The following is a 24,469-nucleotide window of genomic DNA, read 5'->3' on the forward strand; positions in this document are numbered from 1 at the left end:
GTTTTAGTGGGTTTATTGGCGGTTTGAACTGGCGTGACGAGGGCTACTATGCACGATAACAGAAACCGTAACGAGACTGCTGACAGACAATTTGTAAGTCAAGAGGTAAAGATACTGTCTTAGCGCTGCTGATAATCGAAAGAAGTGAAAAGAATGTGTAGAGGGAGTGATGATGAACAAGCTTGATGATTACATGCGTTTTCACCAGTTGGCTTTGTCCGTTCGCGGTCAACGCCAGCAATTACTCGCCTCTAATATCGCCAATGCAGATACTCCAAATTACAAAGCGAAAGATATTGACTTTGGTGCTGCGATGCATGCCGCTTTGGATAAAACCTCGAATGCGCGAGATCTAACTAAGACTGCACAAGCGCATTTAAGTCAACCCGGTACAGTGGCAGGATTACCTCCCGCCTACCGAAAAGAAGTGCAAGGCAATGTCGATGGCAATACGGTAGATATGGATGTGGAACGCAATGAGTTTACTGAGAATGCGCTGCGTTACGAGGCAAGTTTAACGATGATTAATATGCAGATCAAAGGTTTGTTATCTGCAATTCAGGGGTAATTATTATGTCCTTATTTAAGATATTTGATGTCTCTGGATCAGCCATGAGCGCTCAGGCGCAGCGTTTGAATGTGGTCTCTAGTAATTTAGCGAATGCGGATAGCGTGACGAGTGCCAATGGCCAACCTTACAAAGCAAAGCAGGTGGTATTTAGCGCAATACCCACTTCCAATGCCGCATCGACGGCAGTGAAAGTGACACAAGTTGTGGAAGACCCCAATCCGCCGAAAATGATGTATGACCCTAAGCATCCATTAGCTGATGAAAAGGGCTATGTCGCGATGCCGAACGTGAACGTGGTAGAGGAAATGGTGAATATGATTTCGGCCTCACGTTCATATCAAACTAACGTAGAAACAATGAACGCTGCTAAGTCGATGCTGTTAAAAACTTTAAGCATCGGTCAATAAACATCGATGAGTAAGCACCGTTTAAAAATATCGGTCAACAAATTAATCCATGAAGCATCAAGGTCAGTGAGGTCAAGATCATGAGTACAGTTAATACACAAACGACACAAACCGTAGATCCCAGTTTGCTAGCGTCGATGAACGGTTCACGTACAACGAAAACTACGGCTCAAGAGGCGCAAGATCGATTTATGACTTTGCTAGTTACCCAGATGAAGAATCAAGATCCTTTGAATCCTTTGGATAATGCGCAGGTGACTAGTCAATTAGCGCAGTTATCGACAGTGACTGGGATCGATAAGTTAAATGAGACGATGACGGCAATGAGCGGCAGTTTTAAAAGTACTCAGAGCTTGCAGGCTGCAAACATGATAGGTCATGGGGTCGTGGTGCCTGGGACAAATGTCGAATTGAAAGACGGTAAGTCCGTATTAGGTTTTGACTTACCGCAAAATGCAGACAAAGTTCGAGTTCTCATTAAAGATCAATCGGGTGCTGTCGTGAAAACAGTTGATTCTACTAGCATGACTAGCGGTTTTAATTCTGTGGTGTGGGATGGTAAAACGGATGCAGGTGGGAATGCAGCCAATGGCAATTACAAATTCGAAGTGACCGCCAGTTCAGGTGAAACCAAACTAACTGTTACACCTTTAAGTTTTGGTTTGGTATCGAGTGTGTCATTTGGAACTCAGGGAACGATGTTGAGTGTTCTGAATACCGGAGAAGTGGCAATGTCAGATGTAAGGCAAGTATTTTGATTTGTATCGTGTTCAAAAATAAGTAAATAGGTAAACAAAGAAATAAGCAAAGAAATAAGTGACTTAATTTTCAAATGGCTAAATACATCTGAGTGTTTGGTAACTATTTGGTAGTTATTTTGTAGCGCTTTTTACCCAAAGTAGAGGAGAGGTATCATGGGTTTTCAACAGGGGTTAAGTGGATTAAATGCTGCGTCTAAGTCATTAGACGTGATTGGAAATAATATTTCCAATGCAAATACGGTGGGTTTTAAAATGGCGCAAGCGCAATTCGCTGACGTGTTTGCAAATTCTTTGAGTGGTGCAGGCGGAGGCGGTGCAGGTATCGGTGTCAAAGTTCAGACGGTAGCGCAGCTATTTACACAAGGGAATATTACATCCACCAATAATCCTCTCGACATCGCGATCAATGGAGCCGGATTCTTTAGAATGTCTACTAATGGCGCGATTACATATAGCCGCAACGGTCAATTTTCTTTGGATAAAGAAGGCTATATCGTCAACGCAACAGGCGCTAAATTGACAGGGTATATGGCAGATACTAACGGTGTTTTATCGACTGGTTCTGCTGTTCCAATTAATATTAACACTAGCGATATCCCACCAAAAGAGACTGATACTGTAACCGCTCTTTTGAATCTGGATTCTCGCGCTTTGGTACCAGGCACACAATTGCCCGTTGCATCGCCCCCAGTTATTACACCGATTGCTTTTTCTTTGACCGATCCACTTTCTTATAACAATGCGACGTCGGTTGCTGTGTTCGATAGTTTGGGCAATTCGCACGTTTTACAAACTTTCTATGTTCGACGCGATCCAATAGCGTTCCCGCCAACTATGGCTGGCGCGACCGCTGAGTGGGATGTTTATGCCGCGGTGGATGGTTTGTCCATAGGTTCAGTATTGCCAGCGCCTCCTGTGCCAGTCGGTAAAATTGGTTTTAATAATCTCGGCAAGCTTGTAGGTGCGACACCTGCGTTTGCAGCCACAGATCCTAATGCTTTGGCGATTGCTATTCCTGTTGGAACGGGTGCTGTAACACCAATTTCTACACCAACAGTCAAGTTTGATCTTACTGGAACAACACAATTTGGCGCTGCATTTAGCGTCAACGCCATTAAACAAGATGGTTATACCTCAGGTAAGTTGTCGAAGTTTAATACAGCAAAAGATGGCACCATCGTTGGTAGTTATACCAACGGTAAAACCTCGGTATTGGGACAGGTCGTTATGGCTAACTTTACTAACGCTAATGGTTTGCAATCTTTGGGCGACAATCAATGGACCGAGACGGCAACCTCTGGTGCGGCATTGGTGGGACCACCAGGTTCTGGTAGTTTAGGTCTGTTAACGTCGAATGCGACTGAAGATTCGAATACCGATCTGACTGGCGAGCTAGTCAGCATGATTACGGCGCAGCGTGTGTACCAAGCAAATGCGCAAACTATTAAAACAATTGATCAGATTCTACAGACATTGGTCAACTTGCGTTAATCCAGTTCTAGCGATAGGTGATGTCTGTGTTGCCACGTTGCGTTTTTGTTTTAGGTTCAGTTTGAGTTTAAGTTGAGGAGTGTGCGATGGATCGATTAATTTACACCGCGATGACAGGAGCGAAGCATATCCTGGAGCAGCAGGCGACCACCTCACACAACTTGGCCAATGCGACGACGACTGGTTTTCGAGCTCAGTTAGATTCATTTCGTGCCGTGCCGGTAATTAGTGAAGGTATGCCGACTCGCGCTTTTGTAGTCGATGCCACTGTAGGTACTGATTTTTCCACTGGTAGTTTACAAAATACTGGACGTGAGTTGGATGTTGCTATTCAAGGTAAGGGGTGGATAGCAGTACAAGCGGAAGATGGCAGTGAGAAAATGACGCGTCATGGCAGTTTGAAAATTAGTGAAAATGGTGTTCTGCAAACTCATAGTGGTTTGACGGTTTTAGGGGATGCGGGCCCGATAACGATTCCTCCCGAAGTCACTATTGCGATTGCAAAAGACGGTACCGTATCAAGCGTACCTATGGGAACAAAGCCAAATGCCGTGCAGGTTTTGGGACGATTAAAATTAGTTAACCCTCCTGAGACCAATATAGTGCGTGATGCTGATGGATTGTTTAAAACCAAGGATGGCATTGTTCCTGATCCTGATGTTGCCGTCTCGGTCGCGGGAGGAATGTTAGAAGGAAGTAATGTGAATGTCGTTGAGTCTATGGTGACGATGATTAATTTGGCTCGTCAATTTGAAATGCAGATGAAATTATTGACCAATGCTGAGAGTAACGCTACTAAAGCAAGTCAGATCTTCACATTGAGTTGATGTAAGTTAATGCACAATGAGGTGTCGGTCAAACACTAAAATGTTTGTCTGCATTGCATGCATAAATAGGAGAAGAAAATGATACGCTCATTATGGATCGCAAAGACGGGTTTAGATGCGCAACAAACGCAAATGGACGTGATCACCAATAATCTGGCCAATGTCAGTACTACGGGATTTAAGCGTTCACGCGCCGTTTTTGAGGATCTCTTGTATCAAACAGTGCGTCAGCCGGGTGCGCAAAGCTCTCAACAAACGCAGTTGCCATCTGGCTTACAACTGGGGGTTGGGGTAAGGCCTGTTGCAACTGAGCGTATCTTCACGCAAGGTAATTTACAGCAAACGGGAAACAGTAAGGATCTGGCGATTAATGGGCAAGGTTTTTTCCAAGTACTGATGCCAGATGGTACTACTGGATACACTCGGGATGGCTCGTTTCAGGTTGATAACCAAGGGCAGATGGTGACGTCCAGTGGCTTTGTCATTCAGCCAGCGATTACTATTCCAGCGAATGCGCAATCAATTACAGTAGCTCGCGACGGCACAGTGTCTGTAACTCAGCCAGGTTCTACGGCACCAGTGCAAGTCGGTTCCATACAGTTAGCGACGTTTATTAATCCAGCTGGTTTAATGAGTCTGGGTGAAAATTTGTATGTGGAAACGGCGGCCTCAGGAAATCCTGGAACTAACGCACCAGGTACTAACGGCGCAGGTCTTTTGGTTCAGTCTTTTATTGAAACCTCTAACGTCAATGTGGCGGAAGAATTGGTGAGCATGATACAGACGCAGCGAGCCTACGAAATCAATAGTAAAGCCATCACCACTTCTGATCAGATGTTACAACGCTTGTCGCAATTGTGATCGCGTAATTGGGGATATTGATCCGATTGGTTAGATTAGCGAAGACAGGAACACTTAAATGAAGACACTAAAGTTAATCAGCGTAGTAATAGGTGCAACGGCTTTATACGGTTGCGCCACGACACCACCTGCCATTAGCCATCAGTCTGGTGTAGTGCACGCACAAACCGCCAAAAATCAACGCGAAGCGAATGGTGCGATTTTTCAGTCAGCCAGTTATCGTCCTTTGTTTGAGGATGTTAAAGCGCGCCTAATTGGTGATGTGCTCACTATCTCAATTAGTGAAAATACGTCGGCGACAAAAGCTGCTGGCGCGTCGGGCAGTAAATCCGGTAGCACAGCATTTGCTGCGCCCACTATTTTAGGTATTCCAGCTAGTACAACCGCAAAAGCGTCCATTTCTACGTCGGCATCGACTAAATTTGATGAAAAAGGTGCCGAAACAGCGAGTAATTCTTTCTCGGGTACGATTGCTGCGACGGTTATTGATGTACTCCCAAATGGTAATTTGTTAGTCAGTGGCGAGAAGCAAATCGCGTTTAATAAGGGCGCTGAATATGTGCGCTTCTCGGGCGTCGTTAATCCACAAACCATTACTGCTGCTAACTCAGTTTCATCCACGCAGGTTGCTGATGCAAGGTTTGAATATCGTTCAACATCGCGTGTCGATTTGGCCGAGGTGAATTCTTTATTGACCCGATTCTTTTTAAGTTTTTTGCCGTTCTAATTTGAGAGTCTGCTATGGAATCGCGTAAAACAAATGCACTAGTATCGCCGTTTAGTGTCTATCAAATTTGTCGGTGTGCCGCTCAAATGGTTTGCTTGCTTGGTATTTTGATTTTGCCTCAATTAAGCCATGCCGAACGTCTCAAAGATTTGGCGGGGATACAGGGCGTTCGTCAAAATCAGTTGATGGGATATGGACTGGTGGTTGGCTTAGACGGTAGTGGTGATCAAACCACGCAAACCCCATTTACGGTACAAAGCATTATCAGCATGATGCAACAGATGGGCGTATCAATACCGGTTGGCACAAGTTTGCAATTAAAGAATGTCGCTGCGGTTATGGTCACCACATCTTTGCCACCATTTTCTCAACCGGGGCAAACTTTAGATATCACCGTGTCCTCGATGGGGAACGCAAAAAGTTTGAAAGGTGGTACGTTATTGATGACCCCCTTAAAAGGTGCAGACAATCAAATTTACGCGATGGCGCAGGGTAATGTGTTGGTCGGTGGTGTGGGGGCTTCTGCTAACGGCAGTAAAGCGCAAGTCAATCATTTGAGTGTCGGTAAAATCTCGGGTGGCGCAACCGTGGAGCGATCTGTGCCATCACCTTTGGGGCATGGTAATTCGATACAGTTGGAATTGAATACAGCCGATTTTTCAACAGCAAGTCGTGTGGTTGAGGCGATTAATCAGAAATTCGGCCCCGAAACGGCAGCAGCGGTAGATGGTCGTGTGATTCAAGTAAAAGCGCCGCAAGTGAATGATCAAAGGGTGGCATTTTTGGGGGCACTCGAAAGTATTGAAGTCACTCCCGCACAGACTGCTGCCAAAGTTATTTTGAACGCACGCACTGGGTCTATAGTCATGAATCAATCGGTTAGTCTTGAGACCTGCGCGGTTGCACATGGAAATTTAAGTGTCGTGATCAACACGGATAATGCCGTGAGTCAGCCAAATGCACTGAGCAATGGACAAACGGCAGCAACACCTAATTCAAATATTTCAATTACCAAAGATGGTGGGCAACTATTGATGTTGAAAGCAGGGGCATCGCTGTCTGATGTGGTGAAAGCGCTTAATTCGATAGGAGCGACACCACAGGATTTGTTGGCGATTTTGCAGGCGATGAAAGCGTCTGGTGCTTTACGTGCTGATTTAGAAATCATTTAATTAATTTGTGAGCGAATACAATGATATCCCGCCCTGATTTATCTGAAAAACTTGCGTTTGACAGCAAGGGGTTGGACGCATTGCGCCAATCTTCGAAGGATAATTCACCCGAGGCTTTAAAGGCGGCGGCTACTCAATTTGAAGCGCTGTTTATGAGCATGATGCTCAAATCGATGCGGCAAGCGGGTGGGCAAGATGGTATGTTCGATAATGAGCAAAGCCGCATGTACACCTCGATGCTAGATCAGCAGCTATCGCAAAAAATGGCGAGTCGCGGTATAGGTTTGGCAGATGCCATGGTAAGACAGCTTTCTAATAATGCGATGACGCAAGCTTTGCAATCCGATAATGCGCCACCAGTTCCAATGGGCGGATTAGGCGGTATCAATCAATATATTCAACAACAAAAGTATGCGGCGAAAGCGGAACAACTGCTTGACTCAACCAGCAGTATCGAAACCAATTCTTCCGCCCGGCATGTACAAGAATTCACTCAAAAGCTGGGGCCACATGCTGAGTTAGCGAGTCAGGGAAGTGGCATTCCTGCTAAGTTTATGCTGGGGCAGGCAGCATTGGAGTCTGGTTGGGGAAAACGTGAGATTCGCGCTCTGGATGGGTCATCTAGCCATAACGTATTTGGTATTAAAGCGACAGGGAATTGGAAAGGCCGCACCGTTGACGCAATGACCACGGAATACACTAATGGCGTCGCGTATCAAAAAATTGAGAAATTCCGCGCTTATGATAACTACAGTGATGCCTTTAAAGACTATGCCAAACTGATACGAGATAATCCGCGTTATCAATCCGTACTGCAAAATGGGGGCGATGCTTCTCAGTTTGCTTACGCACTTCAAAAGGCCGGTTATGCGACCGATCCACATTATGCGCAAAAGTTGACGAAAGTAATACAACAGTCTTTCTCAGGCTGATTTCGCTCAGCGCAGAAATTAAAGTTTTCCTAGATTAACCCGTTAAATTGAAAGACGGTAATCTGTAATGGGATTCTAGCCCGGTAATAATTCCGGTAGTATTAAATCGATATTTTGAGTGTTTTAAGTGAATGGGTTGAATTATGGGTACCAATATCTTAGGCATTGGACAAAGTGCATTAGCGGCAGCGCAGATGGGTATTGCGACCGCTGGTCATAACATTGCCAATATTAATACGCCAGGTTACAACCGCCAGCAGTTACTACAAAGTGCCGCCGCAGCACAAAACGTGGGTGGTAGTTTTATCGGGCAGGGTACGGTAATCGGTGAAGTACGACGGGTTTATAACGAATTTATCGGACAGCAAGTCAACGCGACCCAATCATCACAGAATTATTCTGCTGCTTACTTGAATCAGATACAACAAATTAGTAATTTGGTTGCAGATCAATCTGCCGGTGTCTCGCCTGCGCTGCAAGAGTTTTTCAGTTCTATTCAGAATTTGGCAATTAGTCCTAATGGCACAGCTGGCGCGGCGGCGCGTCAGGCTGTACTCTCTACCGGATCGTCTTTGGTCTCGCGCATTCAAAGTTTAGGTAGTCGTTTGGATCAGATTTCAGATGATGTGAATAATAGAATTGGTCAAACTGTGACCAGCATTAATGCATACTCCAAACAGATTGCCGACTTAAACGATTCTATCGAGACAGCCGTTGCTATATCGGGCGGTGGGGCTCCCAATGATTTGCTAGATCAACGAGACCTAGCTGTGACTGAGTTGAGTAAATTAGTAAACGTGACTGTCGTTGATCAAGGCGGAAAATTCAATATCTTCATGGGAACGGGGCAGCCTCTAGTGTTAGGGGCTAAAGTTAGTGTTTTGCAACCAACCAGTTCTTTAACTGATCCAAGCCGGATTCAAGTGTCTTATGAGAGTAATGGAAGTTTAATCCAATTAAATGAGCAAAGCCTGAAAGGTGGTGAGCTGGGCGGCTTATTTGCGTTTAGATCAAACTCCTTAGATGTTGCGCGTAATTCCTTAGGGCGCATTGCGGTTGCTATCGCTACAGAATTTAATGATCAACATAAACTGGGCCAAGATTTAAATGGGCAAATAGGGAATGACTTCTTTTCGATTGCTGGTCCTTCCTCAACACCCAGCGGTATTAATACCAGTACGGCCAATATGGCGGTTTCATTTTCTGATGTGGGCGCTTTAACCACTAGTGACTATCGGGTTCAGTATCTTGCAGGAGTGGGGCCAGCGCCTAATTATTTTAAAATTACCCGTATATCTGACGGTAGTGTAAATACCTCCACAACTTTGCCTGCCGTTGTTGATGGACTCAGTTTTAATCTCGCTGCAGTAGGCTCGCCGGCCATAGTCGTGACCCCCAATGTTAATGATGAATTTATGGTGCGCCCCACTGCATTGGCAGCGTCATCCATTAGCATGGCGATCAATGACACTAGTAAAATTGCGGCCGCGGTACCTGTGACCACAAGTGTGCCAAGCACTAATCTTGGAACTGGGAAAATAACTTCAGGCGTAGTGAATACTGCTGTCTCAGCTACCAGTAATTCTGCGACTGGAGTCATAGGAGCGGTGTCGGTTGGTGATTCTTATAAAAGTGCCACTCTGACTCCCCCACTTAACTTAACATTTGCTACTGGTCCTAATAGCCTTGCAGGATTCCCGATTGGTGCATTGGTGTCTGTTACCAATGGGGGGGTTACATCCAATTACCAAGTTGCTGCAGTCGCGGCTCCTGCAGCAAGTCCTCCTCAAGTAGTCAATGTTCCTTATACCAGTGGTGCGACGGTAACTTATGGCGGTGTTAGTTTCGTCATCAAAGATAATCCTAGTGCGCCTACTGCTGGCGATACTTTTACTTTGGGTAGCTCCTTGCCCATTACACCAACGAAGTTGACTTATAACTCTGCAGGTAATAATTTTACGGGTTTCCCTGCTAATGCTAATGTCACTGTAAAAAATGGTAATACGACCACTTCTTATGTGGCGGGGTCTGCGATTCCTTATATTGAAGGCTCGACTATTAGTTTTAATGGGCTGAGTTTTACCGTTTCTGGTGCATATTCCAATGGCGACGTCGTAAATATCTCGACTAATCCTTCAGGTTCTGGCGATAATCGCAATGCTGGTTTGCTGGCTGGATTGCAAACGAAAAATACTATGGGATCTGGTACCACAAGTTTCCAAGGTGCCTATGGTCAGTTTGTCAGCAACGTTGGTAATAAAGCGCATGAGATGGAAGTGACCAATAAATCGGAAACCAAATTATTGGCGCAAGCGATACAAGCGCAACAATCGGAATCCGGCGTGAATTTGGATGAAGAAGCTGCGAACTTATTGCGTTATCAGCAAGCTTATCAGGCTGCCGGTAAATTGATGCAAATCGCAAGCCAGTTATTCGATGCGATACTTGCTATAGGAAGATAAGAGGAATAATTATGCGTATTAGTACCAATACCATTTATGAGTCGGGTGGGGCACGCATTAGTGATCTGCAAGTTGGATTGAACCGCACACAGCAACAGATCGCCTCCGGACGTAGAATTTTAAATCCTTCAGACGATCCTATTGGCTCGGCTCGTGCTTTGGTTATCACTCAGACCGATGCGGTTAATGATCAGCTTGCCGTCAATAGAAAAAATGCAATCAATACTTTGAGTATTGCGGAAGACACCTTAAGTAATGTCACAAATGTTTTGCATAACGTCAAAACCTTGGTAGTTAGTGCAGGTAACGGTACATTAACTGACCAGGAGCGCGGTTATATTGCCAATGAGCTGCAAGGTAGTCTGGAGCAATTGTTTGGTTTTGCGAATGCCACCGATGGTACTGACGCTTATTTGTTTTCTGGCTTTTCATCAACGACCGCACCTTACACTAAAACACAGGGTGGGGCGCAATACAATGGTGACCAAGGTGGGCGATTCTTGCAAGTCGATACCTCAAGACAAATTCCTATCAGTTATATCGGTTCTGCTATTTTTGGCAATATCAGAACATCTAACGGTCAGTTTAATATTCGTCCTAATCCTTCAAATGTGGGGCAAACAGTTGCCACTGCCGCGATTAATGTGCCAACCACAGCTAATTTGACAGGTAATAATTATGAAGTTGCGTTTGATAACACGGGCTTGAATTTTACCGTTACCAATAAAACTACCGGTGTCGTCGTCGTACCTAGTACAGCCTATACCAGCCCACAAACTGTAACGGTTGATGGGATGGATATCACTTTGACGAATACGCCCGGCGCTCCTGGGCCGAATGACAAATTCTCAATTCAACCTGGAAATCAAAATATTTTTGAAACCATCACTGATTTAATTAATACTTTGAAAACGCCAACAGGCAATGTTCAGCGCCGATTGGAATTGACCGCGGATTTGAGTCAGGCTAACTTTAATATTGATAAATCTTTGTCCAATGTATTAATGGCCAGAACCGGTCTCGGCACTTCCCTGAAGGAATTAGAGAATTTAAATAGCGCTGGAGAGAGTATGGGAGTCATTTATAAGCAGGAACTCTCTGCTTTGCAAGATCTTGATTACGCCAAAGCGATTACTGAATTAAATCAGAATCAGGTGGTATTGCAGGCGGCACAACAATCCTTTGTGAAGACTTCTTCACTTTCTCTGTTTAATTATATTAATTAAAATTCTGAGTTTTTTGAAATCAAAGCTTTAAAAAAGCTAAGCTCTAAAGAAAAAGCCTCACTAAGTTAACAGTGAGGCTTTTTACTTCATCTAATCTTTTATATTTTGTAGATTGATTTTCACGTATCTATAGATTTAAATCACACGCGTCATCTTTTGCGCAATATAGTTTTTAGGCTCGGCAGGCGGTGATACCAGTTTGACGATAGCAAATGAGACGTTATCACCTTGTGAATTTGCTCGTTCACGTGCTTTGCGTATCATCAGTTCTGACGCTTGGCGCGGCGTGCTGGCACCTACTGCAACCGATAACTCTATATCTGCGAAATAGTGCCATAAGCCATCTGAGCACAATAAAAACGAATCCCCAGCTGTTAAATTGTCCTTTTCTCCAAAAGTTACATAGGGAATTGCATTTTTAGAGCCAAGTACATTCACTAAAACATTGGACATTTTGTGATTTTTTGCTTCTTCCGGCGTGATCGAACCTTCGTCAACTAGACGTTCTACATAAGAATGATCTTTGGTTCTTTCGGCAAAATTGGGACCTGAAAATCGATAGAGGCGAGAGTCTCCCACATACGCCCACACTGCCTTTTCGGGGGAGATGACTAATGCTACAAAGGTACTATGAGGTTCTTTTTCTGATGATACGGCTGATAGCTTAATGACTGTGTGAGCCTCATGGACGATGGATTCCAACATCGCTTTAATGTCGTTGCCGGGAAAAAATTCATCAAATAGCATTTTGGCAGAACGTACTACTTGTTCTGCTGCGATGGCACCACCACTTTTTCCTCCCATACCATCTGCCACCACCGCCATCATGTGGCCGGGCGCATTGGGTGCCGCGAAAAGTGCTACGCGGTCTTGTTGTTCCTTACGATCACCGATATGTTGGGCGGTGCCAGCTTCGATCTTATATTGGCTCATACGTCGTGGTAGATTACACTAGTCGGAAATTCCGATTTTTATTAAATTAATTTGTTGCATTTTACTCGCTCTTATCGCTTATGGACCATACAAATCAAATTCGAATGCGTATTTGTGAATTAGAAGTAGAGCATCGCGATCTCGATTCTGTCATAGAAACTATTATTAAAGATCCTAATCACGACGAATTACAGTTACGCCGTTTAAAAAAACGTAAGTTGCAGCTCAAGGATTACATATCACTATTGAAAATGCAACTCTCTCCGGATATTCCAGCATAATCGCTGAGACTTTTGGTTGTGTTGCGACTAATCGTGCCTACTGGGATCGTTGTTCTAGTTTTAAGTAGTTGAGCTAAGCAATTGAGCAAGTTATCTCTTAGCTAGTACTTATACTTACTTTTTGCTTCATGTTCTTTGGTCTACATGGAGTATGTTTTCTTGTTGTATTTGATTGTGCCTTATTTTGACAGAACATAATTTAAATTCGAGTGATAGCGGTGTTCATGACCGCGAAGTCCAGCAGATTTTCGGTGAGTCAGGTGTTTTGAGCAGCTCGATTCAGGGCTATCGGCCACGTCAGGCACAAATAGAAATGGCGCAAGCGATCGCTTTGGCGATAGCGACTCAAACGACTTTATTGGCGGAGGCGGGTACCGGTACTGGGAAAACTTTTGCCTACCTGATTCCCGCCTTGTTATGGGGCGGTAAAGTCATAGTCTCTACAGGGACAAAAAACTTACAAGATCAGTTGTACTTACGTGATATCCCCACGATAAAAAAAGTATTAAAAGCACCAGTCTCAGTTGCCTTGTTAAAAGGCCGCGCAAACTATCTTTGTCATTTTCATTTGGAACGAACTCTGCAAAATGGTCGACTCACCTCGCGTGAAGATGTCGGTTATCTGCGAGATATCTCTCGGTTTATGAAGACCACCAGTAGCGGTGATAAGGCCGAGTTAGCGCGTGTTCCTGAGACCGCGCCTGTGTGGAGTTTGGTAACGTCGACCAAAGATACTTGCATGGGATCTGAGTGCCAGTATTACCAAGATTGCTTTGTTATGAAAGCGCGGAAAGAAGCTCAGCAGGCTGATGTAGTGGTGGTGAACCATCATTTATTCTTCGCTGATCTAGCGTTAAAAGATACGGGGATCGCGGAGCTCCTGCCATCAGCTAATACGGTTATTTTTGATGAGGCACATCAGTTACCTGAAACTGCAACTTTGTTTTTTGGAGAGTCAATTTCGACGTCTCAGATTTTAGAGTTGTGTCGGGATAGTTTGGCGGAAGGTTTATCGCATGCTCGTGATGGTGCCGAGTGGGCGAAAATCGTATCACCAGTAGAACGAGCCGCACGCGACTTGCGACTTTGTTTTGCGCAAGATTCTATACGGATGTCCTTACAGCAAATCGCGCCATCCAGTCCATTTTTTCCAGCATTGGAAACTTTAAAAGACACATTGAGCGATCTAATTTGCGTATTAGAAAAGCAAGCGGAGCGAGCAGAGACGATAGAGCAATGCCGGGTTCGTGCGCTTGATCTGCAAACCAAATTAGAGGACTGGCGTGAGCTTGATCCTAATGCCAAAGAGAGCAAGGGCAAGCCTGAATGTGTTTTGTGGGTGGAAGCTTACTCAACCTCGTTGCAGCTACATAGAACTCCCTTGTCTATTGCGCCGATTTTTAATAAGCAGCGGGAAGGCGTGCCACGCACTTGGATTTTTGCGTCGGCCACCATGGCAGTGAAAAATGATTTCAGCCATTATGTCTCGCAGATGGGATTGTGGGACGAACCAGCGCGTACCTGGCCCAGTCCATTCAATTATCAAGAACAGGGTATTTTGTATGTGCCGGAGGGTATGCCACAGCCCAATTCCAGAGAGTATACCGATGCCGTTGTCGATGCTGCTTTACCGGTCATCGAAGCGGCTGGTGGACGTACTTTTGTTTTGTGTACGACCAATAAGGCAGTTAAGCATTGCGCGGAACGGCTTAAAGATGAATTCAGTCAACGTGGACTCAATTTTCCTTTATTCGTTCAAGGCGATGCCGGACGCACCGAGTTATTAGATCGATTCCGAGCGTCAGGAAACGGCGTGCTAATTGGTAGCCAGAGTTTTTGGGAGGGCGTCGATGTGCGTGGTGAAGCCTTATCTTTAGTGGTGATTGATAAGCTACCGTTTGCGCCACCCGATGATCCGGTTTTAGCTGCGCGCATAGAAGCGATGGAGAAGAAAGGATTGAACGGTTTTGTCCATCATCAATTGCCCGAAGCGATTATTAATTTGAAGCAAGGTGCAGGCCGTTTAATTCGTGACGAGACAGATCGTGGTGTATTGATGATTTGTGATCCGCGACTTATTTCAAAACCATATGGCAAGCGTATTTGGCAAAGCTTACCGGCATTTGCTCGTAGTCGTGAGTTGTCGGTTGTTTTAAGTTTTTTTGCTGATTTGGAAAAAGCGCGCAGGGCGAAATCAACTTAAAATGAAATGTCAAAAGTCGCGCAAGATTTTGATCAATTTTTTAGTAAGAAAAGGTGATGGTGATGATAGTAAATTCAGTCCAAGAAACCGTAGATGAAGTGATTCGTTCACGACGTTCTCTGCGAGCGTTTTTGCCAACACCTATAGCTACCGAAGATATTCAAGCCATTCTAGAGGTCGCTGCGCGCGCTCCTTCTGGCACTAATACTCAGCCATGGAAAGTGACGGTCTTGCGCGGACTTAGTTTGCAGCGAGTTTCCAATGCTATTCTGGCTGCGCATAATGACCCTGAGGTTGCGAAGACGCATATGGAAGAATATAAGTATTACCCAGTCGAATGGCGTAGTCCTTACATTGATAGGCGCCGTAAAGTGGGTTGGGATTTATACGCTTTACTTGGTCTGACGCGCGACAATAAAGCTGGTATGCATACCCAGCATGGTCGCAATTATCAGTTTTTTGATGCCCCTGTGGGTTTGATATTTACGATAGATCGCATTATGGAACAAGGCTCGTGGTTGGACTATGGGATGTTCCTGCAGAATATTATGTTGGCCGCGCGCGCACGTGGTTTAGATACTTGTCCACAAGCCGCATTTACGCAATACCATAAAATTCTACAGAAAGAATTGCAGTTGCCCGAAGATCAAATGATTGTTTGCGGTATGTCCTTGGGTTTTGCAGATATGAGCAAAATTGAAAATAGCTTGATGACTGAACGAGCGTCGATTTCTGAGTTTGTTCAGTTTTTGGATTGATCGTTGATTGACTCACTAAAAGATCTGGCCGAGTGAAATATACAACAGAGATATTAATTTCATATTGGAATTAAAAAAATGATGTGAATTGTTTATCTGATTTGTTTTCAGAATGTAGATTTGTAGTGAGGAAGTCGCGCTAAGTCTTTAATTCTCTTGCGGATTGTCAAGAATTTGCTACACTTCGTTCCATTAGGAAATTTTTTGTCTCAAGGAGTTTTACATGGTTGCACTAAGTTTGAAGTCTATGGTGAAATCTATGTTCGGTTTTTCTGCAATTTCTACTAACAAGGCTGCGGTTTCTGTTCTTGTTATCGCTTCAGCCTTGCTCGTTTCTCAAGTTCAAGCGGCTACCAATTCCAGTCATCATCGTACAAAAAAAGCGCATGCGACTAAAAGTAGCGCACATAAATCTAAAGCGCACGTTTCAAAAACGGCTCACGCTAAACTCTCAAAAAAATCTAAACACAAGGTCTTAGCGGCAAAAGCCTCGAAACAACACGCCGCCCAATTGGCAGAAGATACGCGCCCAAGTGCAGGTGATATCGCAGGATTAAAACACATAGATGCTTTGGCGCTCGCGTCCAATGTTGCCTTTGTCGTCGATCAAGATAGTTCTAAAGTTTTATTTGAGAAAAATGCTGAAGTCTCATTGCCTATCGCTTCGATTACCAAACTGATGACGAGTTTGGTCGTGGTTGAGGCAAAGCAAGATTTAAATGAAATGATAGAGATTACTAATGAAGATTTAGATAAAGAAAAGGGTACAGGTTCGCGTTTGGCAATCGGTGCCAAGTTATCGCGTGCCGATCTTTTGCATATTGCTTTGATGAGTTCAGAAAATCGCGCGGCGTCTGCTTTAGGTCGCAGTTATCCAGGTGGCTTGCCTGCCTTTGTGGCCGCCATGAATGCCAAAGCTAAGCAATTAGGTATGAACGATACCTCTTATGTGGACTCTAGCGGTTTATCCAGTAAGAATGTAGCCAGTGCACGTGACTTGGTGAAATTAATTAATGCTGCTTACCAATATCCTTTGATCCGTGAATATTCGACAGATTCTAAATATGCGGTCAATCCTAAAGGTAAACAATTGTTGGAATACGGCACGACCAATAAATTAGTCGCAAGCTCAGATTGGAATATTGGTTTGCAAAAAACGGGCTATATAGCCGAGGCAGGACGTTGTTTGGTGATGCAGGCGATTATTGAAGGCCGCGCAGTCGTGATGGTATTTCTTGACTCCAAAGGCAAATATTCTCGCTTAGCTGATGCAGGGCGTATCAAAAAATGGATTACTGCCATGCATCCTGAGGGCTAAATTTAGCTATAAGAAATCTTCACTAACGCATCAGATAGCTTAGACATCTGGAATGTTAATGAGATCAAAGGCTTTGCTACATGCAAAGCCTTTTTTTATGGCGCTATGGTATTTAGGTAAGCAAAGTATTCCATAGTGCTTGACTAGCGAGAATTACTTGTGCCACTTTGTCAGTCGGAACACGCGCTTTCTCCTCTCCTTGTAAACGTATGTTGTGCTGATATTTACGCAAAATTCGATAGGTGTTCGCTGTTTCTACGGCAAGTGTGGGATCGATAAGCTGGAGTTCTCCGCAGCGTTTTAATAGCGCAATATTGCCGATATTCGCGGTCAGATCTGGATAGTCATGAGCGTAGCGTAATACCAAATACTGGACGATGAATTCAATATCTATCATGCCGCCATGATCGTGTTTTAAATCAAATAAATCGCTTCGATTCACGTTTGCATCGCGCATTTTTTTGCGCATGCTGCTGACTTCAGATTGTAAATTGTCGGCATCTCGCGGTAGTCGTAAAACCTGCTCTCTGATTCGCTCAAATCGTTCCCCAATTTCCTGATCTCCAGCACAAAAACGTGCTCGTGTGAGGGCTTGATGCTCCCACAGCCAAGCTGATTTTTCTTGATATTTTTCGAATGATTTTATGGATGAAACCATGAGCCCACTGGCACCGTCTGGGCGTAGTGCAATATCAATATCGAATAGCACACCAGCGGATGTGTGTGATGTCATCCAAGTGATAAAGCGTTGCGCTAATTTGGCATACAGTGCTGGCGCTTCCTGATCCTCGTCATCGTACAAAAAAATGACATCGAGATCGGAGGCATAACTCAATTCTTTACCACCTAATTTGCCGTAAGCGATGACGGCAAAACGCGGCCTTTCGCGATGGCGATTGGGAATACTCTGCCACACCGCCCGTACAACGGCGTCTACCACAATGTCGGCTAATTTTGACAAGGCATCAGCCAAATGCTCGACACTTAAACGTCCCTCCAAATCTTGGGCTAATAGACGGAATAGCAGCGCATGATGCATTTCGCGTAAGCTGTCTAATTGCGCTTCGATATCACCGTTTTGTTGCTGCAATTGATGGTGTAGTTCCGCGCTAAAAGAGCTCCAGTCCGGTACCTGATGCAAGACTGACTCATCTAATAATTCATCAAGCAAAATAGGATGGCGATTTAGAAACTTGGCGGCCCAATCACTGGCGCTCATCATGCGAAGCAAACGTTCTAATGCATGAGGGAATTCGCTCAATAAAGATAAATAAGCGCTGCGACGGGCAATTTGTTCTAAAAAATCGAGTAGTCGTTGTAAGCTGTCTGTCTGTCCTTCCGTTCGTTTGGCTAAAATATTGAGTGCGCTATTGATCAAGCCGCTTACTTTCTGCTGACTAGACTCCGATAAGGATTGCATTTTTCCAGATCGCCAAGTGCTCGCGAGTCGCTGCGCCAAACTTTTTACTTCTTGAAAACCTAAAGTTTGAAGATGTAATTCGATAGTCTCAACTGCATCTGGATCCGATAAGTTAGGCGCTTCTAATTGCTCGGTTTCTTTGTCTGATTTGTCTTTGAAGATCGCATCAAATTGCTCCGCAACAAATCGCATATGAGGTATCAACACCGCATTTAATGCGCTGACATCGGCATACCCCATCATCTGTGCGACGATATGTTGATCTTCTAAATTCGACGGGAAAATATGTGTTTGTGCATCATCCAAATACTGCAATCGATGCTCGACATCACGCAAGAAGGTATATGCCAGCAGCAGTTGAGCAACGACTTGCTGATCTAGTATGCCTTTTTCTGCTAGGGTGTTTAAGGTTTTGCGAGTGGACCGATCACGCAGTATCGGCTCGCGCCCCCCCCGAATTAATTGAAATACTTGCGCCAGAAATTCTACCTCCCGAATCCCGCCACGACCCAATTTAACATTGATGCCTCGATCAGGATGGCGTGTTTCTTGACGTACCACTTCGGCGCGGATTTGATGATGCATATTGCGCAGCGAGTCAATCACGCCATAGTCGAGATAGCGACGGTAAACAAAGGGATGAATAATTTTGCCTAGCACAGCGATGTGTTCCGCTTTGCCTGTGATAGCGCGCGCTTTGACCCAGGCGTAGCGCTCCCATTCTCTGCCTTGAACTAAAAAATAGTCCTCCACCATGCCAAAGCTAGCGACTAAGGGGCCTGAGTTGCCATTAGGGCGTAATGCCATATCGACTCGAAATGAAAATCCATCTTCAGTAATTTCCGAAATCGCCGCAATCAGTTTTTTGCCAAGTCGGCTGAAAAATTCGTGGTTAGAAAGTTCGCGTTGTTCTGGTCCAGCTTGGGTTTCGCCATTTTCGCTGTAGCAAAAAATCAGATCAATATCCGAAGATACATTGAGTTCATGGCCGCCTAGTTTGCCCATGCCAAGCACAATCAGCTCTTGCGCTTCGCCACTTTCTTCACCGATAGGTTGGCCGTGCATGGCGAGCATTTCCGACATTAGTTGTTGCAAATGGGTTTGTACGACAAAACCTGCAAAGTCACTAATAGTGGTAATAACTTCATGCAAATTCGCACTACCATTGAGATCTCGCACGATGAGGCTTGAGAGCAGCAAATTCCGAGTGCGGCGCATGGCGGCGCTTAGGCTAGCGCCTTGTGCCATTTCATTTTGTAAAATTTCGCCAAAAACCGCCTTGCTCAGGGATAATTGCGCTATATTTTCTAGCTCATGAATTCTTGTTTCTTTTGCATTGAGCCAACGCCTTAAAAAACGCGAACGTAGGGCGGGATGTTGTGGATTGCTTAATGCAATTGAAGTAAGTGAGGTGAGTGAAGAATTCATGTGCGGTATTCAGGTTGGTGCAAATTTATACGAATAAAAAATGCCGGTGTAGGCTGCATCTGGCCCAAGTGCATTGTAAAGTAAAGCTGAACGATCAATGTATAAAGAACTGCCGAGTTATCTAGAGGCGTGTTAAAGAGAACGGGCAGTAAGTACAAAGAAGTAAAGTAGTAGTCAATTGTGCTGTGAATTGATACTCTACGACACTATTGCAGCAAAAGCGCTATGAAATTTATGCGAAATGTTCGCATTGCTTGATATTTTTACGAAGTGAGCGGGGAGAATTCGGTTGTTTATAGCATTACTGATGTCGCGGTGCCTGATGGCACATGATGCCCTGTTTTATCCTAAATTTTCTGCCTCGGTTCTAACGTGAAATTAGAATCGCCGCCATCCTCATCCGCTTCTGATACACAACCACAACCGACTAAGCGTGGTTGGCGTCACGCCGCCCTTCATTTTAGGAGTACCTGCTTTGTAGCCGCCTGCCATGGTGGGCGTGGAGTGCAGAAGGCTTGTACGATTGCAATGAAGTGTCTGTTGCTGCTGTATTTCGTATTCGCGGTTCTCTTCTTGGTGTTGCGCTATATCGTTTTGCCTAATCTCGAAAATTACAAGCCAGAGATAGAGCAAATTGCTAGTCAAAAAATGGGACGGCAAGTTCGTATTGAAAAAATTCAGGCAGGTTGGCAAGCATTTAATCCGCAACTCACCCTGAGTAATGTGCTCATCCTCGACCAATATTCCAAGCCTGCATTAAGCTTGCCCGAGGTGCGCACCAGTATTTCTTGGTGGTCTTTATTTGTATTGGACATACGTTTCGATCAGATTGCTGTATTCAAACCTAGTTTGAAAGTACAAAGAGATCGTGACGGTACGATACAGGTGGCTGGTTTTCCGGTTAGTGTAAAGTCGGACGGGAAGCAAGACGATGCAGGCATCAATTGGGTGTTGGCACAACATGAAATAAATATACAAGATGGACAGATTAGTTGGGATGATCAAATGCAGGGAAATCCTGTTTTGACGCTCAATGAAGTCAATTTCGTCCTAGAAAATCAATGGCATCAACATCGTTTTGCATTGCGTGCGAAGCCTCCAGCCTTATTGACTGCCCCCGTGGATATTCGTGGCAAGTTTACTCAGTCCGTTTTTGCGCATAAAAAAATGGATTTAGCATCGTGGTCGGGTGAATTGTATTCTGATTTGCGACAGGCTGATTTGCCTGCGATTCACCGTTATTTTTCCTTACCTGTGAAACTAGACAAAGGTGTTGGTACCTTACGTTCTTGGGTGAAAATGGATCAGGGCAGAATTGTTGATTTTACCGCTGATGTGCGCTTGCAAGATGTCTTGGGTAAATTTCGTCGCGATTTGCCTGTGCTGGATATGGCTCAAGTAAGTGGCCGTATCATCGCCTCTGAGCGGATCGCCGATAATCGCCGCTACTTATCTTGGATGCTAGGGCAGGCTGGACACAGTTTGGCTTTGGTCGATTTTTCTATGCAAACTCGGGACGGTTTATTGCTGCCCGCAACCACCCTTAAGGAAACCTTTACACCTGGTGAAAATGGTCAAGGTGAGAAAGTTGAATTGTATGCGCAGTCACTTGACTTGCATTCTTTAGCCAATTTTGCCGAGCATCTGCCGATTCCTTTAGATCAAAGACGTTTATTGATGGATGTGGCACCGAAAGGTGTGCTCAAGGAATTCACTGCTCGCTGGCAGGGTAGTTTTCCCGAAATTTCTAGTTACAGCGTCAAGGGCCATTTCAGTAATTTAGAAATGCAGCCATTGAAGGCGCAGCTGGCTCGCCCCAAAGTGGGAAAAACGCCTGCCAAGGCGGCAGTGCCAGCGATACCTGGCTTTGATAATTTATCTGGTTCCATAGATGCGACGGATAAAGGTGGCAGTTTTACCTTGGATTCTCATGATCTGGTGCTGCAATTGCCGAGTTATTTTGTCGACCCTTTGATGCCGTTTAAACGTTTGCAAATGCGTGCACAATGGGAATTCGCGAACGATGATAAATTATTGTTTCAGATTCATGATATGGATTTTGAACAAGATGGTGCTATCGGCTCTTTGAACGGTAAACATGTTATGTCGATGCGTCAGCAAGATTTAGGCGAACTCGATATCAGCGGCCGCTTGAATGGTTTTGATTTGAAAACGATTAATCGCTATATCCCTGCGCATACCCCCGATGATTTGCGTTTTTGGTTGAGTAATGCCTTACTCGACGGTACGGCAAATGACGTAGTTTTCAAACTTAAAGGACCATTAGCGCAATTTCCTTATCACCAAAAAGACACCCGCGCATTTGAGCAAGGAGAGTTTTTCGTAAAGGGTAATATTCACGCCGGTAAATTAAATTTTTTACCTGGTGCATTTGCGAAAGATGGTAACGCGCCTTTTTGGCCTGTGATAGAAAACATTAAAGGCAGTTTTATTTTTGACCGCGCTCGTATGGAAATCCGCGCGGAGAGCGGTACTACTAATGGGGTTGCGGTCTCAAAAGTAAAAGCAATTATTCCTGACTTGGCCGAGCATAATTCTGTCCTGCAAATTGATGGCATTGCTAGTGGTGGCTTGCAGTCTATGCTGAATTATGTCAAAGCGAGTCCGGTAGATGATTGGCTGGGTAATTTTTTGCATGATACTGTCGCTACAGGAAATGCACAGTTGGGATTGAAATTACAGTTGCCCTTACACACGATTATTGATTCCAAGGTACAAGGTGTTTTGCAATTAGGCGCAAACGATACTAATTTGCAGCCAGATCTGCCTTTGATGACAGGTTTAAATGGTCGCATCGAGTTTAATGAACGCGGTTTAAATTTGAATAATTTAAAAGCGTCGATGTTAGGTGGAAGCGTTCAGGCTAGCGGTGGAACACAAAAAGACGGTGTGATCCGTATTAAATTAGATGGCCTAGCCAGTGCGGATGGCATCCGTAAACACTTTGCGGACGTGGATTTAGGTGGATTGTTGACTGGATTGAATGGTGAGAGTCGTTACACAACTCAAATAAATGTTAAGCAACGACAAACAGAAGTGATAGTGGAATCTGGCTTGCTTGGTTTGGGGTGGAATTTACCTGCACCGCTTACCAAGCTTGCTAGTGATCAATTAGCGTTGAAATTTGAGCTGTTACCAGACGCTAGCAGTAGTGCTAGCGAATCGCGCGAGCAAATTAAACTTAGTGTAGGAAATCGTTTTAGTGCGCATTATCAACGCAAAAAGTTGAATGAGAAAAATGCGAAATGGCAGGTGATGAAAGGAAGTGTTGCCGTCAATGCGCCAGCTATTTTGCCCGATAATGGATTGAGTGTGCATATCGCGACTAAGTCCTTGAACGTGGACGACTGGCGTCGGTTGTTAGAAAAAAATGCTAAATCTATCGAGGGGGAAAATCCCCTAGCTAATTCACAGAGCGCCCAAGCTATTTCTGGTGAGCGTAAAAAAACGCCCGATCTAGCCCAATACATAGAGCCGAATTCTTTTTCCGTCACCACGGATGAATTGTTTTTGTTTGGTAAAAAATTGGACAATATCGTATTAGGTGCCTCGCATCAATCGGGTTTGTGGCAAGCTAATTTGGATTCTAAACAAGCGTCAGGTTATTTGACTTGGAATGGCTTGGGTAACCAACAATCCAACGGACAACTAGCTGCTCGCTTAAGTCGTTTGATGATCCCCAAATCCGCAGCATCTGACGTAGGGGATTTACTGGAAGCAAAGAATACGACGAAACAAATTCCTAATCTTGATATTCAAGTCGACAATTTTGAATTATTTGATAAAAAATTGGGCCGCCTAGATTTACTCGCCAGTAATAGCCTAGCGGCGCAAGGGCGCGAATGGCATATCGATAAATTAAATATAAAAAACGATGATGCTGAGCTGAGTGCCAGTGGTAAATGGGTGGCCAGAGCGAATGATAGTCAGACAAATTTGCGCTACGTTTTAGATATCGCTAACTCTGGCAAGCTTTTGGATAGATTGGATTTTCAAGAAGTATTGAAGGGGGGTAAAGGCCGTTTGGAGGGCGATGCACAGTGGAATGGTTTACCTTTCGATATCGATATTCCTAGCTTAAGCGGACAACTACAATTGAAGTTGGCTGCGGGGCAGTTTCTTAAAGTCGATCCGGGTGCTGCGAAGTTACTTGGCGTCCTGAGTATGCAATCATTGCCACGACGTTTTACGCTAGATTTTCGCGATGTGTTTTCAGACGGTTTTGCCTTTGATACGATTACTGGAACCGCACAGATTCAACACGGTATCGCCAAGACCGATAATTTAAAAATGAATAGTGTGAATGCGACCGTATTGATGGAAGGTAGTGCAGATGTCGCCAAAGAATCTCAAGATTTACACGTTGCTGTGATTCCTGATTTGAATGCTGGTGCCGCGTCTGTGGTTTATGGTTTGGCCGTTAACCCTGTTATAGGCTTAGGCACGTTTTTAGCGCAATTGTTTTTTAGAGATCCTTTGAAACGAGCGTTCACTTATGAATATCAAATTACTGGACCGTGGAAAAATCCCGTGGTTACCAAGATAGAAAATAAAGAGCGCCAGCAAATTTTAGAAAAGCAAAAAGCAGATCAATTGAAAGCCGAACAAAGTAAAAATAAGACAGACGTAAAATAAGATTGAAGTACAGTAAGACTGAAGTAAAGTAAGGA

The 24,469-nt window shown here is 44.5% G+C and carries 18 protein-coding genes; 16 read left to right on the plus strand and 2 right to left on the minus strand.

The genetic code is table 11. From position 1 onward, the window contains the following. Positions 1 to 169: 169 nt before the first annotated feature. The 11 genes from flgB to flgL all read left to right on the plus strand — a co-directional run bounded on the left by flgB (position 170) and on the right by flgL (position 11,437). The gene (gene flgB / locus ACFFJH_RS01615) at positions 170 to 568 is read left to right on the plus strand and encodes a flagellar basal body rod protein FlgB (protein WP_390209554.1); all 399 of its coding nucleotides are present in this window, start codon (positions 170 to 172) and stop codon (positions 566 to 568) included. A gap of 5 nt (positions 569 to 573) precedes the next feature. Beyond that, positions 574 to 978 (plus strand): flagellar basal body rod protein FlgC, encoded by a 405-nt coding sequence (flgC, locus tag ACFFJH_RS01620; protein ID WP_390209556.1) that lies wholly within the window; start codon positions 574 to 576, stop codon positions 976 to 978. An 80-nt stretch (positions 979 to 1,058) separates the two neighbouring features. Then, complete coding sequence (locus ACFFJH_RS01625) at positions 1,059 to 1,736, plus strand: flagellar hook assembly protein FlgD (RefSeq protein ID WP_390209558.1); 678 nt, start codon at positions 1,059 to 1,061, stop codon at positions 1,734 to 1,736. Positions 1,737 to 1,892: 156 nt separating this feature from the next. Next, the gene (flgE, locus tag ACFFJH_RS01630) at positions 1,893 to 3,230 is read left to right on the plus strand and encodes a flagellar hook protein FlgE (RefSeq protein ID WP_390209560.1); all 1,338 of its coding nucleotides are present in this window, start codon (positions 1,893 to 1,895) and stop codon (positions 3,228 to 3,230) included. Positions 3,231 to 3,316: 86 nt separating this feature from the next. Beyond that, entirely contained in the window at positions 3,317 to 4,057 is a 741-nt protein-coding gene (locus tag ACFFJH_RS01635; RefSeq protein WP_390209561.1) for a flagellar basal body rod protein FlgF, read from the plus strand. A 78-nt stretch (positions 4,058 to 4,135) separates the two neighbouring features. Further along, entirely contained in the window at positions 4,136 to 4,918 is a 783-nt protein-coding gene (flgG, locus tag ACFFJH_RS01640; RefSeq protein ID WP_390209563.1) for a flagellar basal-body rod protein FlgG, read from the plus strand. 58 nt (positions 4,919 to 4,976) lie between these two features. After that, the gene (locus ACFFJH_RS01645) at positions 4,977 to 5,645 is read left to right on the plus strand and encodes a flagellar basal body L-ring protein FlgH (protein ID WP_390209564.1); all 669 of its coding nucleotides are present in this window, start codon (positions 4,977 to 4,979) and stop codon (positions 5,643 to 5,645) included. A gap of 86 nt (positions 5,646 to 5,731) precedes the next feature. Beyond that, positions 5,732 to 6,817 carry a flagellar basal body P-ring protein FlgI gene (locus ACFFJH_RS01650; protein ID WP_390209881.1) on the plus strand — a complete coding sequence of 362 codons (1,086 nt, stop codon included), beginning with the start codon at positions 5,732 to 5,734 and terminating at the stop codon, positions 6,815 to 6,817. 20 nt (positions 6,818 to 6,837) lie between these two features. Beyond that, the gene (gene flgJ / locus ACFFJH_RS01655) at positions 6,838 to 7,749 is read left to right on the plus strand and encodes a flagellar assembly peptidoglycan hydrolase FlgJ (RefSeq protein ID WP_390209565.1); all 912 of its coding nucleotides are present in this window, start codon (positions 6,838 to 6,840) and stop codon (positions 7,747 to 7,749) included. Positions 7,750 to 7,892: 143 nt separating this feature from the next. Beyond that, positions 7,893 to 10,211 (plus strand): flagellar hook-associated protein FlgK, encoded by a 2,319-nt coding sequence (gene flgK, locus ACFFJH_RS01660; protein WP_390209567.1) that lies wholly within the window; start codon positions 7,893 to 7,895, stop codon positions 10,209 to 10,211. Between the two features lie 11 nt (positions 10,212 to 10,222). Further along, positions 10,223 to 11,437, plus strand: coding sequence for a flagellar hook-associated protein FlgL (gene flgL, locus ACFFJH_RS01665; RefSeq protein WP_390209568.1), 1,215 nt, complete (start codon positions 10,223 to 10,225; stop codon positions 11,435 to 11,437). A gap of 135 nt (positions 11,438 to 11,572) precedes the next feature. Here flgL and ACFFJH_RS01670 read toward each other — a convergent pair whose 3' ends face one another. Then, entirely contained in the window at positions 11,573 to 12,370 is a 798-nt protein-coding gene (locus ACFFJH_RS01670; protein ID WP_390209569.1) for a PP2C family protein-serine/threonine phosphatase, read from the minus strand. A gap of 104 nt (positions 12,371 to 12,474) precedes the next feature. Here ACFFJH_RS01670 and ACFFJH_RS01675 point away from each other — a divergent pair, with 104 nt between their 5' ends. The 4 genes from ACFFJH_RS01675 to pbpG all read left to right on the plus strand — a co-directional run bounded on the left by ACFFJH_RS01675 (position 12,475) and on the right by pbpG (position 16,930). After that, positions 12,475 to 12,651: a YdcH family protein gene (locus ACFFJH_RS01675; RefSeq protein WP_390209571.1), complete on the plus strand. Its 177-nt coding sequence runs from the start codon at positions 12,475 to 12,477 to the stop codon at positions 12,649 to 12,651. Positions 12,652 to 12,835: 184 nt separating this feature from the next. Then, entirely contained in the window at positions 12,836 to 14,854 is a 2,019-nt protein-coding gene (locus tag ACFFJH_RS01680) for an ATP-dependent DNA helicase (RefSeq protein ID WP_390209573.1), read from the plus strand. Between the two features lie 62 nt (positions 14,855 to 14,916). Then, positions 14,917 to 15,612: a nitroreductase gene (locus tag ACFFJH_RS01685; RefSeq protein ID WP_390209575.1), complete on the plus strand. Its 696-nt coding sequence runs from the start codon at positions 14,917 to 14,919 to the stop codon at positions 15,610 to 15,612. A 223-nt stretch (positions 15,613 to 15,835) separates the two neighbouring features. Then, entirely contained in the window at positions 15,836 to 16,930 is a 1,095-nt protein-coding gene (gene pbpG / locus ACFFJH_RS01690) for a D-alanyl-D-alanine endopeptidase (protein ID WP_390209577.1), read from the plus strand. Positions 16,931 to 17,042: 112 nt separating this feature from the next. On the opposite strand, the gene glnE is transcribed toward pbpG, so the two are convergent. After that, positions 17,043 to 19,778 carry a bifunctional [glutamate--ammonia ligase]-adenylyl-L-tyrosine phosphorylase/[glutamate--ammonia-ligase] adenylyltransferase gene (gene glnE, locus ACFFJH_RS01695; protein ID WP_390209579.1) on the minus strand — a complete coding sequence of 912 codons (2,736 nt, stop codon included), beginning with the start codon at positions 19,776 to 19,778 and terminating at the stop codon, positions 17,043 to 17,045. 372 nt (positions 19,779 to 20,150) lie between these two features. Between glnE and ACFFJH_RS01700 the strand changes: the two genes are divergently transcribed. Beyond that, positions 20,151 to 24,434 (plus strand): YhdP family protein, encoded by a 4,284-nt coding sequence (locus ACFFJH_RS01700; protein ID WP_390209580.1) that lies wholly within the window; start codon positions 20,151 to 20,153, stop codon positions 24,432 to 24,434. Positions 24,435 to 24,469: the final 35 nt, after the last annotated feature.

This window comes from Affinundibacterium danionis, assembly GCF_042432465.1.
In the GTDB taxonomy this organism is placed as follows: domain Bacteria; phylum Pseudomonadota; class Gammaproteobacteria; order Burkholderiales; family Burkholderiaceae_D; genus Undibacterium; species Undibacterium danionis.